Here is a 17433-nt window from a genome sequence, read left to right as displayed (position 1 = left end):
TCCGGGTTGGACGCAACCATCCTGCTCGACGTCTTTCTGAACGGATGAAAAGGGTATTTCAGGCTGGCAACACGTTGGCCAACCGCCCGAATTCATTGACTGAGCGGTCAGTAAACGCAGGCAGAATCCATCCTGCCTTGATCGAGGGGGCGCGCAGATTACTCACTTGCGCGCCTTGTCTCAAGTGCTCCGTCCTGGAGCACAGTGATACAAACTTGGGCGTTTGGTCAGCTTCTTAGAAATGCACTTTCACCAGTGCGCTGAACACGCTCTGGTTGCTCTGCACATTGCCTTGGCTGTCAATGCCGTACTTGTCCTTCCAATAGCTGTACTCGAAGCCTACATAGAGCTGCTTGGCGCCGAGGTTCATGGCCTTGCCCAGGTCATACTTGACCTGCGGGTTGAACTGCAGGTTGGAATGGTAGGTGCCGCGTCGGGTCTGGTCGTTGTCCACCACCCAGTCCATGTAGCCGTCGATCAGAATGTCGGATTTGCCGGCGGGGATGGTGTAGGAGAACGTCGGTGTGATCTGCCAGACGTTGTCACCTGGGCGGCTGCCTTCGGTGTTGCGCAGGTAGAAATTGAGGGTGAAGTAGTTGAAGCCGGGAACGTTCAGGTCGAAGCCCGGACCGATCAGGTAGGCTTCGTTGTCGCCTTCGCCACGCTCGTAGGTCATGGCTAGCAGCACGTCCTTGATCGGGCCGAACGCGAAGCTCTGGCCAGTGATCTTGCCTAACGACAGGCGCGGGCTGAACTCACCGTAGTAGGTGGTCACGCCTTTGCTGGGGTCGGCCTTGCCGTTGTAGAAAATCTTGTCGACGAAAAGAAACGTATCGCCGTACTTCCATTTGTTGGCGTGCTCGAACGTGATCGTCTGCTGGATGTCTGGGTTGACCTTGAAGTCCTTGCCGTACAAGTAGGTCAGGCTTTCGCCATGCCACTGCAGCCATTCGCCTGCGTGCGTCGGAAGGGTAGCCAACAGGCTGCTGCCCAGCAGCAGGGACGAGGTGATGCGTTTCATGTTGTGATTCCCGGACTTATTGTTTTTGTTAGCGGTTTTTTCGGCGCACAAGCGCCCCGGGCGGCCCATTCCGGCGGGCCGACGGTGGAGGTCGTTGCTTGCTTGAAAAAGGGGCGGCAGCATGCCGCCCCCTGGTTCAATGCTGGTGACAGGCGTCGTTGTGCACCGCCCGATCAGCACCCCCGAGGATGTTGAACAGTAGGTTCAGCACGAGCGCACTGACCGTTGCCATGGCGATCCCGCTGTGGGTGATCGGTTCCATCCAATGGGGCATCTGCGCGAAGAACTCCGGGCGGACCACGGGGATCAGACCGAAGCCGACGCTGACCGCAACCAGCAACTGGTTGCGACGGTCGCCGATGTCCGCTTCCTGGAGAATCTTGATCCCGGTGGCGGTGACCATGCCGAACATGGCAATGGACGCGCCGCCCAGCACCGCGGGCGGGATCGAAGCGATCAGGAAGGCCGCCTTGGGCAGCAGGCTCAGCAGAATCAGCAGCGCGCCTGCCACCACGGTGACGTAGCGGCAGCGTACGCCAGTCATCTGCACCAGGCCGATGTTCTGGGCGAAGGATGAATGGGTGAAGGTGTTGAAGAAGCCCGCCACGAACGACGCGCCGGCATCGCACAACAGGCCGCGACGCAGCATGCCGGGGGTGACTTCGCGGTCGGTGACCTTGCCCAGGGCCAGGAACATGCCGGTGGACTCGACGAAGATGATCACCACCACCAGGCACATGGACAGGATCGGCGCCAGGCTGAAGGTCGGCATGCCGAAGTGCAGCGGGGTAACGACTTGCAACCACGGAGCTTCGGACAGGCCGGACAGGTCGACCATACCGATCGAGCCGGCCAGGATGTAGCCCAGGCCCATGCCCACCAGCACGGAAACGTTCACCCAGAACCCGCGCATGAAGCGGTTGATCAGCAAGATCACTGCCAGCACCAGGCCGGCCACCAGCAGGTAGATCGGCGAGCCGAAGGTTTGCGCTTCGTGCCCACCGCCGGCCCAGTTGACCGCGACCGGGAACAGCGAGAGGCCGATGGAAGTGATCACCGTACCGGTGACCAAGGGCGGGAAGAAGCGCACGACCTTGGACATGAACGGCGCGATCAGCATGCCGAAGAACCCGGCGGCGATGGTCGCCCCGAAGATCCCCTGCAGGCCGACGCCGGGCATGCCGGCCATGGCCACCATGCTGCCGACGGCTGCGAAGCTTGCGCCCATCATCACCGGCATGCGGATGCCCACTGGGCCGATCCCGAACGACTGGATGATCGTGGCGACGCCGGCAACCAGCAGGTCGGCGTTGATCAGGAAGGCGACTTCTTCGCGAGACAGCCCGGCAGCCTGGCCGATGATCAAAGGCACGGCAATCGCGCCTCCATACATCAGCAGAACGTGTTGCAGGCCTACCAGAATCAATTGGAACAGGGGCAGAGGCTGTCGCGGCGGCGCAACGGGAATGTACGCCTTGCGTGACTCGGACATGCAGCACCTCGAGTTTTGTTTTTATTCTCGGATCCAAGCGCCGGGCTGCAGGCGGCAGGTCTTCAGAAGAAGACCTGGGGTTCCCGCATGAGGCCCGAGCGCTCGATGCTTGCGTATTGCCTTGAAACCGAGGCCGGGTTTACCGGCCTCTTCGCGGGCGAGCCCGCTCCCCAGGAGGCGCGGGGTGTGCCCGTTGGATCAGTTGACCGGCGCGCCCTTGGCGATCCAGTCACCGACGAGCTTGCGCTCTTCCACGGTCATCTGGGTGATGTTGCCCAGTGGCATGATCTGGCTGGCGACCGCTTGCGCCTGGATGCGCGCGGCTTGGGCCTGGATCTGCTGTGGGGTGTCGAACATCACGCCGGCAGGGGCGGCGCTGAACAGTGGGCTGGTCGGCTTGGACGAGTGGCACACGGTGCAGCGTTCCTGGATGACGGTATGGATCTTTTCGAATCCATCGGTCACGGCCTGGGCGGTGGCCTGGGCCGGGGCTTGCGCAGCCGCCGCAGGCGCTTCGGCGGCCTTGGCGGCCTCCTCGGCACGCTTCTCGGCTGCGGTTTTCCCGCCGACAGCGGTTTCCGGCAGAGGCTGGTACTCGATCTTCGCCGCGGCTTGTTCAGGCGCTACAGCCATCGGCTTGGGACCGGTGACGTAGGCCAGGCAGATCATTGCCAGGGCACCGACAGGCAGGGTCCAGGCGTACTTATTGCTGTCATGGCGGGTGTTGAAATAGTGACGGATCAGTACCGCGGCCACTGCGATCCCAGCCAGGATCAGCCAGTTGTATTGGCTGCCATAGGTGCTCGGGAAGTGGTTGCTGATCATGATGAACAGCACCGGCAGGGTGAAGTAGTTGTTGTGGCGCGAACGCAGCAGGCCCTTGGCCGGCAGAACCGGGTCAGGGGTGGTGTTGTTTTCGATCGCGGCCACCAGCTGACGCTGGGCCGGCATGATGATCCGGAACACGTTGCCGACCATGATGGTGCCGATGATCGCGCCGGTATGCAGGTATGCCCCACGGCCGCTGAATACCTGGCTGAAGCCGAAGCAGGCGGCGATGATCAGCACGAACAGCACGGCACCGAGCAGCGCAGGCTTTTTACCCAGGGGCGAGTCGCACAGGAAGTCGTAGATGAACCAGCTGGCGATCAGCGAACCGATACCGATGGCCACGCCCTCGGCACCGCTCAGGGTGCTGCCAGGGGCCAGCAGGTACAGGGCCGGGTTCCAGTAGAACACCACGCACAGCAAGGCGATACCGGACATCCAGGTGAAGTAGGCTTCCCATTTGAACCAGTGCAGGTTCTCGGGCATTTTCGGCGGTGCCAGCTTGTACTTCTCAAGGTGGTAGATACCACCGCCGTGGATGGCCCATAGGTCACCCGACAGCCCCTCGCGCGGATTGCTCCGGTTCAGGTTGTTTTCAAGCCAGACGAAGTAGAACGATGCACCGATCCAGGCGATACCGGTGATCATGTGAACCCAGCGAATGCTCAGGTTCAGCCATTCGTGAAGGTGTGCTTCCACAGTATGTACCTCTGCCGGTCACCGAACGATGACCGACCTTTTCTTATTGGTGGGGATTGAGGATCAGCATCTGTTCCTCGGTGAAGTAATGCTCGTCGCAGTTGTTGCCGGAACCACTGCGATCAACCACCAGGAAGTCATCCCGCTTTTCGATCGTCAGCACCGGGTGGTGCCAGACGCCGCGATGGTAATTAACGCCCTGCCTGCCATTACTGCGGAAGGCTCGGACCAAGCCTGATACAGGTGCATCGCCAACGGGCGCGACCACGATCAGAAAGGGGTTGCCGAGCAGCGGGATGAAAGCCTGGCTGCCCAGCGGATGGCGTTCCAGCATGCGCACGGTCAGCGGCATGTCCAGCGCGTCGGCGCGGAAGATGCTGATGATCGCTTTGTCTTCAGGCTCTGCGGTCTCGACCGTGGCGAGCTTGTGAAAGCGCATGGTCGAGCCGTTGTTGATCATGAAGTGGTCGCTGCCGTCGGTTTCGATCACGTCACCGAAGGGGGCGAAGGCTTCTTTGGTCAGGGGCTCGATCATCAGGGTGCGCATGCGGTTATCTCTTCTATGTTCGTTGTTCTTGAATAGGTGGACCGGCTTGCAGGCCAGGCCCTGGGTACGGACGCGTCACGCACTCGGGCCACGGCTGCGCTCGGTCCTTAAAGCTGCAGCAGGCGGAACAGGGCAATCAGGTTGATCTGTGCCAGGGCTTCCTTGAACTCTGCTTCGGCATCGTTGTGAATGCGTTTTTCGAACGAGGCCAGGATCTGGTGCCGGTTGCTGCCTTTAACCGCCATGATGAACGGGAACTGGAACTTGGCTTTGTAGGCATCGTTCAGTTCGGTGAACCGGGCGAACTCCTCGGCGGTGCACTGGTGAATGCCGGCACCGGCTTGCTCGTTGGTGCTCGATTCGGTCAGCTCGCCCTGGATGGCGGCCTTGCCGGCCAGGTCCGGGTGAGCGTTGATCAGGGCCAGTTGCTCTGCGTGGCTTGCGCTGAGCAGGATATCGCTCATGCGCTGGTGCAGGGCTTCGATCTCGTCCAGCTCACCCAGCTGGCCGAGGTCGTAGGCCTTTTCGGCAACCCACGGCGAGTGCTCGTAGATGTCGGCGAAGGCCTCGACGAAGGCGTCACGGTCCAGGGTGGAGGGCTTGAGGGTCTTGAAGGCAGTCATCAGGCGTTCTCTTTCTTGTACGGGTGGGTGGCGTGCCAGTGGCGGGCGATATCCACGCGACGGGCGAACCAGACCTGCTCATGGCTCTTGGCGTAGTCGACGAAGCGCTTGAGCGCAGCCAGGCGCGCCGGGCGACCGACCAGGCGGCAGTGCAGGCCGATGGAGAGCATCTTCGGCGCTTCGGCGCCTTCGGCATACAGCACGTCGAAGGCATCCTTGAGGTACTGGAAGAACTGCTCGCCGCAGTTGAAGCCCTGCACCTGGGTGAAGCGCATGTCGTTGGTGTCCAGGGTGTAGGGGATCACCAAGTGCGGTTTGCCGGTGGGGTTGTTTGGCTCCCAGTAGGGCAGGTCGTCGTCATAGGTGTCGCTGTCATAGAGGAAGCCACCTTCCTCCATCACCAGGCGACGGGTGTTTGGGCCGGTGCGGCCGGTGTACCAGCCCAGCGGGCGCTCGCCGGTCAGCTCGGTGAGGATGCGGATGGCTTCGAGCATGTGCTCGCGCTCCTGGGCCTCGTCCATGTACTGGTAGTCGATCCAGCGGTAACCGTGGCTGCAGATCTCGTGGCCGGCCTCGACCATGGCGCGGATGACGTCCGGGTGGCGCTGGGCGGCCATGGCCACGGCGAAGATGGTCAGGGGTACGCCGCTGTCCTTGAACAGCTTGAGCAGGCGCCAGACACCGGCGCGGCTACCATACTCGTACAGCGACTCCATGCTCATGTTGCGCACACCCTGCAGTGGCTGGGCGGCAACCATTTCGGAGAGGAAGGCTTCGGACTCTTTGTCACCGTGCAGGATGTTGCGCTCGCCGCCTTCTTCGTAGTTGAGCACGAAAGACAGCGCGATACGGGCGTTGCCCGGCCATTGCGGGTGAGGTGGGTTGTTGCCGTAACCGATCAGGTCGCGAGGGTAGTCAGCGCTCACTGCAGTCTTCCTTCTTGTGCGTTTGTGCGGGGGTGGGCGGGCCGCGTCGGGATGTCGCACCACCGGATGGGCTGATTGTATACAACTTCTGAAATCTTTTGTAAGCCTGTTTTTCCGCATTTCTTCCCATTTGTCGCATGAGCCTTGCCGGTTAAGTCTTTGCAAGAAACCTGCCCACTTGGTCAGTTAATGACGTTGACGTCTGCGCTGGGCCTGTATTTGCGACTGGTGGCCGGTTTGTCGGGGCGCAGGGAGGAGGGCGAAGGAAGGGTTTAGAAAATTGTGTACAATCTTTCGTGAAAATGTCTTAATGACTGCATTCCCGCATACGGCGAGGTCCATTTTGGTGCCATGCCGAGTATTTTCTGCCCACGATCTGCACAAGAGGCGACAAGCAATGGGACGTTTGACCACACACGTACTGGATGCCGCGCACGGCTGCCCAGGCAGCTCGATCAAGGTCGAGCTCTATCGCGTAGAAGGCCAGCAGCTGGAGCTGGTGAACACTGCGCTGACCAACAGCGATGGGCGGGTCGACGCACCGTTGCTGCAAGGCGACGATTACCGTACCGGTGTCTATCAGTTGCAGTTCAGTGCGGGCGCTTATTACCGTGCTCGCGGCGTGCAGTTGCCGGAGCCGGCGTTTCTGGATGTTGTTGTGCTGCGCTTTGGCATCGACGAGAAGCAGGAGCATTACCACGTGCCGCTGTTGATCTCGCCGTATAGCTATTCGACCTATCGTGGAAGCTAGTGGGTCGCTAGAAGAATCTTCGTAGGTCCTTGGCCCGCTCTCACACTGGCGGGCTTTTTTTCGTCTGCAGAAAAAGAGGGTGGCGTGTGGTGTCGGGCGCGGATGTGGGTGGGCTTGAAATCGAGCGCCGCCTGCGCGGCGCATCGCGAGCAAGGCTCGCTCCTACCGAGCCATGCAGCAAAGCGGGCGTGCGCCTCAAGCAGGAAGACCGACCTGAAACAGACGTAGGAGCGAGCTTTGCTCGCGATGCGCCGCGCGGGCGGCGCTCGATCTTGCAATTGCTAGAAAGCTCAAGCCAAGCTACCGGAACCTGGGGCATACCCTTCGGCCACGGTGAAAAAAGAGGAGGGTGGCGTGTGGTGTAGGGCGCGGATTTGGGGTGGGCTTGAAATCGAGCGCCGCCTGCGCGGCGCATCGCGAGCCATGCAACACAGCGGTCGTGCGCCTCAAACAGGAAGACCGACCTGAAACAGACGTAGGAGCGAGCTTTGCTCGCGATGCGCCGCGCGGGCGGCGCTCGATCTTGCAATTGCTAGAAAGCTCAAGCCAAGCTACCGGAACCTGGGGCATACCCTTCGGCCACGGTGAAAAAAGAGGAGGGTGGCGTGTGGTGTAGGGCGCGGATTTGGGGTGGGCTTGAAATCGAGCGCCGCCTGCGCGGCGCATCGCGAGCCATGCAACACAGCGGTCGTGCGCCTCAAACAGGAAGACCGACCTGAAACAGACGTAGGAGCGAGCTTTGCTCGCGATGCGCCGCGCGGGCGGCGCTCGATCTCGCAATCGCTAAAAAGCTAAAGCCAAGCCATTCACGAATTAAAGAAACACGAACTTGGCAATGAAAATCGCGCACAGTACCCAAAGGCTGGCAGAGATTTCCTTGTACTTGCCAGTGCCTGCCTTCAATGCCACATAGCTGATGAAGCCCAGGGCAATACCATCGGCGACCGAGAAGGTCAGCGGCATCATGATCACGGTAACGATCGCTGGAATGCTGTCGGTGGCTTCATCCCAGTGAATGTGCGCCATGCTGCCCATCATCAGCATCGCTACATAGATCAGTGCACCAGCAGTGGCATAGGCAGGGATCATCCCGGCCAGTGGCGCGAAGAACATCGCGGCGATGAACAGGACGCCGACGACCACTGCAGTCAAGCCAGTACGGCCACCCGCCGCGACACCCGCGGCACTCTCCACGTAGCTGGTCACAGGTGGCACGCCGACCACCGCTCCGAACACACTGGAGGCACTGTCGGCCTTCAGGGCCTTCGACAGGTTTTCGATACGCCCATCCGCTGCCACCAGGTTGGCCCGCTGGGCTACGCCCATCAGGGTGCCGGCGGTGTCGAACATGTGCACGAAGAGGAACGCCAGTACCACGCTGATCATGCTGACGTTGAACACGCCCGCCACATCCATGGCCATCCAGGTGGGTGCCAGGCTCGGTGGCATCGACATCACGCCACCGAACTTCACCAGACCCAAGCCCCAGCCAGCGACGGTGACGCCGATGATGCTGATCAGGATGGCGCCGAACACCCGCTTGTAGCTGAGGATGGCGATCATCAGGAAGCACACCGCCGCCAGCAGCGGACCAGGCTCGTGCAGCGAGCCGAGCTTGATCAGTGTGGCCGGGCTGTCGACGATGATCCCTGCGGTCTTGAGGCCGATCAGTCCGAGAAACAGTCCGACCCCGGCACCCATGGCATGTCGCAGGCTCACTGGGATGCTGTTGAGCAACCATTCGCGAACCTTCGACAAGGTCAGGAACATGAACAGCACGCCCGAGACGAACACGGCCCCGAGCGCTGTTTCCCAGTTGTAGCCCATGGTCCCGACCACGGTGTAGGTAAAGAAGGCGTTAAGCCCCATGCCCGGTGCCAGGCCCACCGGCCAGTTGGCGTAAAGGCCCATCAGCAGGCAGCCGAGGGCGGCGGCGATGCAGGTGGCGACGAAGGCCGCGCCATGGTCGATACCTGCGTCGGCCATGATGTTGGGGTTGACGAAAATGATGTACGCCATGGTGATGAAGGTGGTCACCCCGGCGATCAGCTCGGTTCGGACAGTGCTGCCGTGTTGCTTGAGTTTGAAAATCCGCTCCAGCCAGCTCGTTTCGAGCGGCGGCGCGAGATCCAGCGTAGGGGCTTCGGATTTGCGGCTTTCCACAGCGAGTACTCCTCAAGTCTTTCTTGTTGTTGTGGAGCCTTCGTCCTGCGCAAAAGCGCTTGGCGGCTCCAAGAGGGAAGGCAGACGTCCGACCGTTTGTTGACTTATGGGTCAAGAAGTTGCTCGCTGGATTATCCTTTTGTGTACAAAGAATGCAAATAATGTTTTATCTTTTGTGTGCACAAACTGTCGCTCGATGGCTATATAGCGAAAAGGCCTCCTGCAGAAACGGCTCAGCCTGTGTACAATGGCGCCATACTTTCCTTCGTGCCTCGAGAGCCCATGAACGAACAGCTGCAACCTCTGAAGAAACCTGCACGCGCTGGCAAGGCTGGCCGCAGTGGTACCCAGGACGACATCGTCTATGCGCACATCTTCGAGGCGATCCTCGAGCAGCGTCTGGCACCGGGCACCAAGTTGAGCGAGGAAGCGCTGGGCGAGATCTTCGGTGTCAGCCGTACCATCATTCGCCGCGCTTTGTCGCGCCTGGCCCATGAAAGTGTGGTGCTGCTGCGACCCAATCGCGGCGCGGTGGTGGCCAGCCCGACGGTGGAAGAGGCGCGTCAGGTGTTCTTCTCGCGGCGTATGGTCGAGCGCGCTATCACCGAACTGGCCGTGCAGCACGCTACCGCCGAGCAACTCAACGAGCTGCGCCAGATGGTGCGTGAAGAGCGGGACAGCTTCTCGCGCGGCGACCGGGGTGCGGGTATCCGTCTTTCCGGCGAGTTCCACCTCAAGCTGGCCGAAGCGGCTGGCAATGCCCCGCTGGTGAGCTTCCAGCGCAGCCTGGTGTCCCAGACCTCGCTGATCATCGCCCAGTACGAAAGCGGCAACCGTTCGCATTGCTCGTACGACGAGCACATGCAGTTGATCGACGCCATCGAGGCGCGCGATGCCGAGCAGGCAGTGAGCCTGATGATGCACCACATGGACCACATCGACAGCAAGCTCAACCTGGACGAGGAGAGTGCCTCGGACGACTTGCATGCCGTGTTTTCGCACCTCCTGAAAAAGCCCAAGGCCTCCGTCAAGGGCTGATCCTTCCCGCGCCGGTCTCCTGAGTTTTCTCCAGCGCCGCGCCGTCCGAGAGGGCGCGGCCTCGTGTCGCGCAGCGGTCCCGTGGCCTTGACTGGCCATTAACCCAAGGTCTGCTAAATTCTTGTGGGCAAACCTTCATCAAGCAGTTGGGCTTGCGCATTCATTGCGTTCAACTACTTGAGGAAAGGAATCATGAGCATCTCCCTGGGTACACGTATGGGCGCCGAACTGGTCGGCACCTTCTGGTTAGTGCTTGGCGGCTGTGGCAGTGCAGTACTCGCAGCCAGTTCCCCCATCGGCATTGGCGTGCTTGGTGTCGCTTTCGCCTTCGGCCTCACCGTGCTCACCATGGCGTTCGCCATCGGCCATATCTCCGGCTGCCACCTCAACCCTGCCGTGTCGTTCGGGCTTGTGGTGGGTGGGCGCTTTCCGGCCAAGGAACTGCTGCCTTATGTGATCGCCCAGGTGATCGGCGCGATCCTGGCGGCGGCGGTGATTTACTTCATCGCCAGCGGCAAGGCCGGTTTCGAACTGGCATCTGGTCTGGCTTCGAACGGTTATGCCGATCACTCGCCCGGCGGCTATTCGCTGGCGGCCGGCTTTGTCAGCGAAGTGGTGATGACGGCGATGTTCCTGGTGGTCATCATGGGCGCCACCGACGCACGCGCACCGGCAGGTTTCGCCCCTATCGCCATCGGCCTGGCCCTGACCCTCATTCACCTGATCTCGATCCCGGTGACCAACACCTCGGTCAATCCCGCACGCAGTACCGGCCCGGCATTGTTCGTCGGCGGCTGGGCCTTGCAGCAGTTGTGGCTATTCTGGCTGGCACCGTTGATTGGCGCTGCGATCGGTGGTGCGCTGTACCGTGGCTTGGCCCGCGAGCCATAAAGCCGGTTTACAGGCTGGGGGCGCAGGGGCGCCGATGGGCTGTGAATATGAATGTACCGCTTTTCGACGGTCCCCCTGCGCAGACTGGTGGCTCTTCATAAGGAGCTACCTACATGACTTTACCGGCCGAATTGTTCGATGCCGTACCCCTCGACAGCGTTGAATCGACAAGCGCCCCCGACCCGGTCCTGGAGCAGGCCAGGGTGCAACTGCATGCACTGCTTGCCGATGCGCCCGATCCCGTGGACTGGCTCAACCAGGCATCGGTTGCACGGCGGGCCAGGTCGGCTGGCGATACGCAATGGCGGCAACGTTTGCCCGCTGGGCTCGATTTGCAGGCAGGGCACATCGAGTCCGCCGAACCGCAGTGGTTCAGCGTGCTGGAGGAAGCCCTGGAGGCCCAAGCGCAGGTTTATGCCGACCTGTTGCCATTAGGCAGTTTGCCGGACAGCTACCCCGAGCGTCTGCGTGACCGTTACCGGGCACAGCACCTTCAGCGGCTGTTGGACTGTTTCGGCGCGACGGCGCCAGCGCGACAGGCACTGGCGCCTTGGATAAGCCTGCAAAGCACCCGGCATAAAGCGACCGAGCAGGCGCGTCAGGCGCTGACGGGGGAAGGGCCGTGGCGCGAGTCGGGGCCATTGCAAGCAGCAATCCTCGCGGCCATGGATGCCGAGGCAAGCCTGCAGGTGCTTGAGGGGCAAATCACACATCAGGCTCGCGACCAATTGTTCTCGCCCGATGATCAGCACCCCGTGCAGTGGCTTTCGGTGCAGGTGGGTGAACAGCCACTGCCTGGGGTGTGGGCGATGGTCCAAGCCAGTGCATGGGCCTCTGGCTTGCTCGATGCCCCCCTGCTGGTCTGGGTTCATGGCGAAGGCGGAGGGCTGATTTGCCTGGAGGTCCAGGTACAACTGCGCGAGCGCCTGGCCTTCACCCTGGCCAACGCACGCCTGCCAGTATCCTCGCTGGTTCCCGAGGATGAGGCTCAATTGCAGTTCGTGCCCGCTCCGCAAGGCCTCACCGGTCTTGTACAGGACCTGCTGGATCACTGGTCGGGGCAGTTGGGGGACGCTCCGCCAGCCAATGGCCCGCTGGCACAACTGACGCCCGATCAGGAGGCCGAGCGGCGTCGGGAGCTTGCCCGCACGGCGCTGTCGATGCCGGTCGACAGTTGTCGGCAGGCGGCGGTGGCGGTGCTCGAGCAACTGTGGGCAGCCGATACGTTGGCCCAACACCTGCCACAGTGGCTGCTGGCGCGAAGCGAAGATGAGCGCGAGCTCTTTGCCGCCTGGCTGAGGGAGTACCAACAGGCAGCCTGGGCGCTGGAAGATTGGCTTGAAGAACAATTACCGCCATTTGTCACATTCGCCGGTCAGTTGCTCTGCGATCGAATCCAGCAGGACCTGGGCATCACGCTGACCCCTGACACCGTGCTGCTGCATCGGCCGGTGTCGGTCGGCTTTCACTGGTTGGGCGAAGGTACAGTCATCGAGCCCTTCCCTGGCGGCGAGTTCGGCTTTTCCGGCGCTCCATTACACGCGGCGCAGGCGTCGATGACATGGGTGGCAAGCGACGAATGGGAGGATGTGACGGTCGCGCAACTGGCTTGCGAAGGCTTCGATGGCCAGGACGACGCCGAGACTAGACGCCTGCAGATGGCCCAGTGGCGGGTAGCGGGCATCTCGGCGAAGTATCTGTCCGACACCTTGGTCTCGCTCGACCCGCTGAGGCAATTCGAGACTACTCTGGCTGTGACATTCGACCCGTCGCAGGAGGCGGATATCCAGCGCTTGCGTCGACCTTACAGACTCGAACTGCAACTGTTGGCCCGCGTACAACACTGGCGTCAGGCGCTCAGCCAACCTGCCGTGGACATGCTGGACACCGCGGCGCAGGTGACTTCAACTGCGGCACTGGCGCAAGCAAGGATGCGAGTTCACTGGTTGACCATCAACAGCAACCAGGCCCTGGGTAGCGAAATCCGCGGTGCCGGTGCGCTGGTCAGGACCGATTCAGGCCTAACCGTGCTGGTTTTGCCCGGTGCGCCAGAAGACATCAATTTGATCGAGCGCGATAGCCTTGAACAGGCGTTGGCTCATCTGCGGCTGGCCATCCGCACCCGCACGGATGTAGCCGACTATGTTGCGCAGCGCTGCACCGACGACCCCGACCGGCTCCTGAGCTATTTCCGCCAGGCGGCCAGCAAGGGCTATGAAGGCTTCTTGAATGCCCCAGCGGCAATCGACCAGACGCTCATCGGCCTGCAGCTGACGGACCGGCGTAACCGCCTGATGAGTCTGGCGCGCCAGCAAGGGCGCAATCAGCTGGGTATCAGGATCAGCCGTGACCAGCAGGCGCATGAGCGCCACATCGGTTATCTCAGGGCTGGCCTGGCGATAGTGCCGGGTGTGAACGTGGTCGTCGCATTGCAGGATATCCAGCACAGTGTCCAGGCCATCGGTAGCGCCTGGCGGGCACGGGATGCCGACTCATTGGGTTGGGCTGCGCTGAGCGTGGCGGGTGCCGTGGCCGACATCCTGCTAACCGCCGTTCCTGTCGCCGGTGGGCTGTGGAGCCTGCGCCGGGCCGTGCGCCTGCGCCTGCGGCAACTCAGCGCCAGCCGCCCGCTGGCCGGCTATGAGGTACAACCACGACTGCGCGGCGCGGCTCGCTTGCAGGGGGGCGACGAGGGGCTTTGGCTGCATGCCGGCCAGCAGTACATCCAGCAGGACGGTCGCCTCTATGCCGTCTACCGGCGAGCCGGGGAGCACACGCTACGCTTGCGTGCAACCACCATGCGGCGCTACGAGGCGCCAGTGCGCAGGGAGGGTGGGCGTTGGGTCGTGCATGCCGAGGTCGGCCTGCGCGGTGGCGGCGGCAAACTGACCGAATCGGAAGGGCTGCTGAAATATGCGGGGCCGCGCAGCCGGCACCAGCCGTTCGCCGGGGCAAGCCCGCAGACCGCCTTGGCGCGGGGACGGCGCATCCTCGCCAACTACGCCTTTCGAAGTGAAGAGCAGCGGGTGGAGTTCGTATTGTCCTACCTGGCCGATGGTGTCGCGCCAGCCTGGTCGCGTACCTACCTCATTGGCCCAGGCAGCTCGGCGGGTGTGCCGGTCACCAGGCCTTCCCAGCCCTGGCAGCAGTGGCGTTGGGCGCTTCATGGCGAAGACCGTGTGATCGCAAGGTCCGGGGGCGAAGTCAGTGTACATTTCGGGGGGCAGTCGGATACCTCGGCGCTCGGTGTGCGTGTCGAGGGTAACTATTACCCAATACTTGAAGGGTCGGCCTCCAGTCGGGTGCGTTTCATCGTCCAGCCGGGCTGGCAGCCCGAACGGCTGGTCGATCTCGATGACGGGATCGCACAAGGGTTCGGACCGGTGCGGGTCCGACTGGGGCAGCACGCCGCCGAGGCGCCTGAAGTGTTGGGTGGTTTTGCCGAAACCTTCGGTGCACGGCTTGCCCGGCGTTATCCCTTGATGAATGCCAACGCCCGGCAGGTAATGGGCGAGACGCTGTTCAGGAATGCCCGGCGCCGCCATGGATGGAGTTCGATCACGCTGGAGGATCTGGATCACTGGCTGGATGATGCGACCTCCGAGCCGCTGCGGATAATCGACGAGCGCATCGTCGACAATCTGCAAGTGGCGGTCAACCGAGACGTCCTCGGCACCCAGACGTACGAGTGGCGCTGGATGCTCGCGCGTCCCGAAGCCGATGCGCTGCGCAGCGCTGTGGGGCAGCCGACCTTGCAGCCATTCCAGGCAGGCATCAGGCGGGCCATCGTCGACCGAGGTTACCGGATTCTCCAGGAGGGTGGCCACCAAGGGCGTTGCCTGTTCATCTTCGTGAGGCCCGGGCATCGGGAGGTGTATGTGCTGCTGCAGCATCTGGCGCTGGGGCGGGTATCGCTGATGGGGCGCAACGGCATGGTGCTGTTCGGTGAAGTCTGGCTGGACGAACTGATCTCCCGCTTGACACTGCCGGTCGCTGCCGCGCTGCGCACGGCCCGCCAGCAACGATTGCTGCGGCCAGTGCTGGGCGGCGTGCACTTCGAGGGGCCGCACACCACCGAATTGGTCTGGCAGCGTATCCATTTCCAGCTGCGCGAGAATCCCACGGTCCCGCAAGGACGGAGCTGGCGACACAGCTCGCGTGAGCTCACGATGGCGGACATCGAGCGAGTACCAGGCTCAGGGCTTTATGGAGCCGAAGGCGAAGCGTTGGTCCAAGGGGTCGCTATCGAAGGGCGCTGGGTGCCGATCTTTCCGGTGGAAAGCAACAGCGCCATTGTGCTTACCCGGACGCAGCAGCTACCTGCACCGTTGCGTTTCGATGACCTGCAACGCTGTGTGCGTCAGCGCTACGGCGAACAGCCCTGGTTGGTGGTGCGTAACCAGCAGGGGTGGTCGGTGCGGCGGGCGCTGTTCACCCTGCCGTTGGATTACCAGGTTAGCCGTGCGCGTCCAGGTTTGGCCCAACAGAGTGCGCAGAACGTCGCCCGTACGGTATTCGAAGGGTTCCAGGGCAGCGAGCATGCGCGGTTGTTGCACCTTGAGCAGGTGCTCAATGGCTGGTTGGGAGATACCCGCGGCCTGGGTGATCTCGCCGACCCGCTGTTGTTGCTCGCGCCGCAGCGGCCCTTGCAGCTGGAGGGGCAGAGGGGGTGGCGGTTGACGCTGGCGCTGGATGCTCCGGCAGCCAGGCCTCCGGTGTACTACCTGCGAGCCGTGGATGCCCACAGCCAGCAATTGCTCGGCACTGTCAGTGGCAGACGCATGCGCCAGCACGCCATCAACGTGGTCGACGATATGCTCAGGCGTTATGGATTGAGCCACCAGCAGCGTATCGGCAATGTCGTCCAGTATGGGCAGTCGTCGACAGGCAGGGTCTACCTCGTGCTGGTGGCCGTCAGCGAAGAGGCGGTTATCGATGTGGCCCCGGACCTGGGAGGATCAGTGCTGTCCCAGGCTTGGCTGGCGCAGTGGCACACGCAGATCGGCGCGCAAGCGCGCCAGGCTCTGCAGCAGGCGGTCGAGCAAGGACGTCTGGTTCGCTTGCTGGTGACCTTGCGCGTAGGGGCAGGGCCTTACAGTGGCCAGGTCGCGGTGACGCGCCTGGCCGATTTCTGATCGCGCCTCAGCGCTGGTGCACGCAACGACCGGCCGCGTAGGTTTCCCGCACGGTGCGGTCGTCGCCCAGGGTGGTGAGGACGAACAGGGTCTCTTCGATGCTGTTGGACTGTTGGATACGGTAGTCCAGCAGCGGCGTGGCCTTGTAGTCGAGCACCACGAAGTCGGCATCGTTGCCTGGGCGCAGGCTGCCGATGCGGTCGTCCAGGCGCAAGGCACGGGCACCGCCGAGGGTCGCCAGGTACAGCGACTTGTAGGGGTGCAAGCGAGCGCCCTGCAGTTGCATCACCTTGTAGGCCTCGTTCAGGGTAGTGAGCAGCGAGAAGCTGGTGCCGGCGCCGACATCGGTGCCCAGGCCAACGTTGACCTTGAAACGCTCGGCCTGGGGCAGGTTGAACAGGCCGCTGCCCAGGAACAGGTTGGAGGTTGGGCAGAAGGCGATCGCCGAGCCGGTTTCTGCCAGACGCTGGCACTCGTCGTCACACAGGTGCACGCCGTGGGCGAACACCGAGCGCTCGCCCAGCAGTTCGAAGTGTTCGTAGACGTCCAGGTAACCCTTCTGCTCAGGGAACAGCGACTTGACCCAGTCGATTTCCTTGAGGTTCTCCGACAGGTGCGTGTGCATGTACACGCCGGGGTGTTCCTTTAGCAGTTGCCCCGCCATGGTCAGTTGTTCCGGGGTGCTGGTAGGGGCGAAACGCGGGGTGACCGCGTAGTGCAGGCGGCCCTTGCCATGCCAGCGTTCGATCAATGCCTTGCTTTCGCTGTAGCTCGACTCGGCGGTGTCGGTCAGGTAGTCAGGCGCATTGCGGTCCATCATCACCTTGCCGGCGATCAGGCGCAGGTCCAGACGCTCAGCTTCTTCGAACAGCGCGTTGACCGATTCCGGGTGCACGCTGCCGAACACCAGGGCGGTGGTGGTGCCATTGCGCAGCAGCTCCTTGAGGAAAATCTTCGCCACCTGGTCGGCATGGGCCTTGTCGGCAAACTGCTTCTCGCAGGGGAAGGTGTAGGTATTTAGCCAGTCCAGCAGCTGTTCGCCGTAGGAACCGATCATGCCAGTCTGCGGGAAGTGGATATGGGTGTCGATGAAGCCTGGGGTAATCAGGGCATCCTGGTAGTGCACCACCTCGATGTCGGCGTCCAGGGTCGGCAGCAGCTCGCTGGCATGGCCAACGGCGCTGATGCGGCCATCATCGATTACCAGCAGGCCATCCTCGTAGTATTCGTGGGAGGCGTCCAGGCCAACTTCGGCCGGGTCGGCGATGCTGTGCAGGATGGCGGCGCGGTAGGCTTTACGGGTAGCAGTCATAAAACGC

At 62.4% G+C, this 17433-nt stretch carries 12 protein-coding genes; 4 read left to right on the top strand and 8 right to left on the bottom strand.

All coding sequences use genetic code 11. The features are described from left to right. Positions 1–235 precede the first annotated feature (235 nt). From P3R38_RS17040 to puuE, 6 genes are all read right to left on the bottom strand, one after another. Complete coding sequence (locus tag P3R38_RS17040) at positions 236–1021, bottom strand: outer membrane protein OmpK (RefSeq protein ID WP_104881435.1); 786 nt, start codon at positions 1019–1021, stop codon at positions 236–238. 136 nt (positions 1022–1157) lie between these two features. Next, positions 1158–2513: a nucleobase:cation symporter-2 family protein gene (locus P3R38_RS17035; RefSeq protein WP_104881436.1), complete on the bottom strand. Its 1356-nt coding sequence runs from the start codon at positions 2511–2513 to the stop codon at positions 1158–1160. A gap of 198 nt (positions 2514–2711) precedes the next feature. Further along, a complete protein-coding gene (locus P3R38_RS17030) occupies positions 2712–4040 on the bottom strand; it encodes a urate hydroxylase PuuD (protein ID WP_027907559.1) in 1329 nt (442 codons plus the stop codon). A 43-nt stretch (positions 4041–4083) separates the two neighbouring features. Beyond that, entirely contained in the window at positions 4084–4587 is a 504-nt protein-coding gene (locus P3R38_RS17025; RefSeq protein WP_012315446.1) for an ureidoglycolate lyase, read from the bottom strand. Between the two features lie 107 nt (positions 4588–4694). Beyond that, positions 4695–5210: a 2-oxo-4-hydroxy-4-carboxy-5-ureidoimidazoline decarboxylase gene (gene uraD / locus P3R38_RS17020; RefSeq protein WP_023381448.1), complete on the bottom strand. Its 516-nt coding sequence runs from the start codon at positions 5208–5210 to the stop codon at positions 4695–4697. Further along, positions 5210–6136, bottom strand: coding sequence for an allantoinase PuuE (gene puuE, locus P3R38_RS17015; protein WP_023381447.1), 927 nt, complete (start codon positions 6134–6136; stop codon positions 5210–5212). The genes uraD and puuE overlap by 1 nt, the downstream gene beginning before the upstream one ends. Positions 6137–6533: 397 nt before the next feature. Here puuE and uraH point away from each other — a divergent pair, with 397 nt between their 5' ends. After that, positions 6534–6887 carry a hydroxyisourate hydrolase gene (gene uraH / locus P3R38_RS17010; protein ID WP_023381446.1) on the top strand — a complete coding sequence of 118 codons (354 nt, stop codon included), beginning with the start codon at positions 6534–6536 and terminating at the stop codon, positions 6885–6887. Between the two features lie 813 nt (positions 6888–7700). Here the strand turns inward: uraH and P3R38_RS17005 are convergent. Continuing rightward, positions 7701–9020 carry an NCS2 family permease gene (locus tag P3R38_RS17005; protein ID WP_238546561.1) on the bottom strand — a complete coding sequence of 440 codons (1320 nt, stop codon included), beginning with the start codon at positions 9018–9020 and terminating at the stop codon, positions 7701–7703. A gap of 312 nt (positions 9021–9332) precedes the next feature. On the opposite strand from P3R38_RS17005, the gene P3R38_RS17000 reads away from it, so the two are divergent. The 3 genes from P3R38_RS17000 to P3R38_RS16990 all read left to right on the top strand — a co-directional run bounded on the left by P3R38_RS17000 (position 9333) and on the right by P3R38_RS16990 (position 16114). Continuing rightward, complete coding sequence (locus P3R38_RS17000; protein ID WP_023381444.1) at positions 9333–10088, top strand: GntR family transcriptional regulator; 756 nt, start codon at positions 9333–9335, stop codon at positions 10086–10088. Positions 10089–10280: 192 nt separating this feature from the next. Then, positions 10281–10979 carry an aquaporin Z gene (gene aqpZ / locus P3R38_RS16995; protein WP_023381443.1) on the top strand — a complete coding sequence of 233 codons (699 nt, stop codon included), beginning with the start codon at positions 10281–10283 and terminating at the stop codon, positions 10977–10979. A 113-nt stretch (positions 10980–11092) separates the two neighbouring features. Continuing rightward, positions 11093–16114 (top strand): DUF6543 domain-containing protein, encoded by a 5022-nt coding sequence (locus P3R38_RS16990; protein ID WP_277686450.1) that lies wholly within the window; start codon positions 11093–11095, stop codon positions 16112–16114. Between the two features lie 7 nt (positions 16115–16121). On the opposite strand, the gene guaD is transcribed toward P3R38_RS16990, so the two are convergent. After that, complete coding sequence (guaD, locus tag P3R38_RS16985) at positions 16122–17426, bottom strand: guanine deaminase (protein ID WP_277686449.1); 1305 nt, start codon at positions 17424–17426, stop codon at positions 16122–16124. Positions 17427–17433: the final 7 nt, after the last annotated feature.

It is taken from the genome of Pseudomonas sp. NyZ480 (assembly GCF_029537255.1).
GTDB lineage: Bacteria > Pseudomonadota > Gammaproteobacteria > Pseudomonadales > Pseudomonadaceae > Aquipseudomonas > Aquipseudomonas taiwanensis.
This window is presented reverse-complemented; position numbering and strand designations above follow the sequence as displayed.

Coding starts and splice junctions, on each gene's coding strand:
- P3R38_RS17040 (WP_104881435.1), bottom strand. CDS start 1,021: ATGAAACGCATCACCTCGTCCCTGCTGCTGGGCAGCAGCCTGTTGGCT.
- P3R38_RS17035 (WP_104881436.1), bottom strand. CDS start 2,513: ATGTCCGAGTCACGCAAGGCGTACATTCCCGTTGCGCCGCCGCGACAG.
- P3R38_RS17025 (WP_012315446.1), bottom strand. CDS start 4,587: ATGCGCACCCTGATGATCGAGCCCCTGACCAAAGAAGCCTTCGCCCCC.
- uraD (WP_023381448.1), bottom strand. CDS start 5,210: ATGACTGCCTTCAAGACCCTCAAGCCCTCCACCCTGGACCGTGACGCC.
- uraH (WP_023381446.1), top strand. CDS start 6,534: ATGGGACGTTTGACCACACACGTACTGGATGCCGCGCACGGCTGCCCA.
- P3R38_RS17000 (WP_023381444.1), top strand. CDS start 9,333: ATGAACGAACAGCTGCAACCTCTGAAGAAACCTGCACGCGCTGGCAAG.
- aqpZ (WP_023381443.1), top strand. CDS start 10,281: ATGAGCATCTCCCTGGGTACACGTATGGGCGCCGAACTGGTCGGCACC.
- P3R38_RS16990 (WP_277686450.1), top strand. CDS start 11,093: ATGACTTTACCGGCCGAATTGTTCGATGCCGTACCCCTCGACAGCGTT.
- guaD (WP_277686449.1), bottom strand. CDS start 17,426: ATGACTGCTACCCGTAAAGCCTACCGCGCCGCCATCCTGCACAGCATC.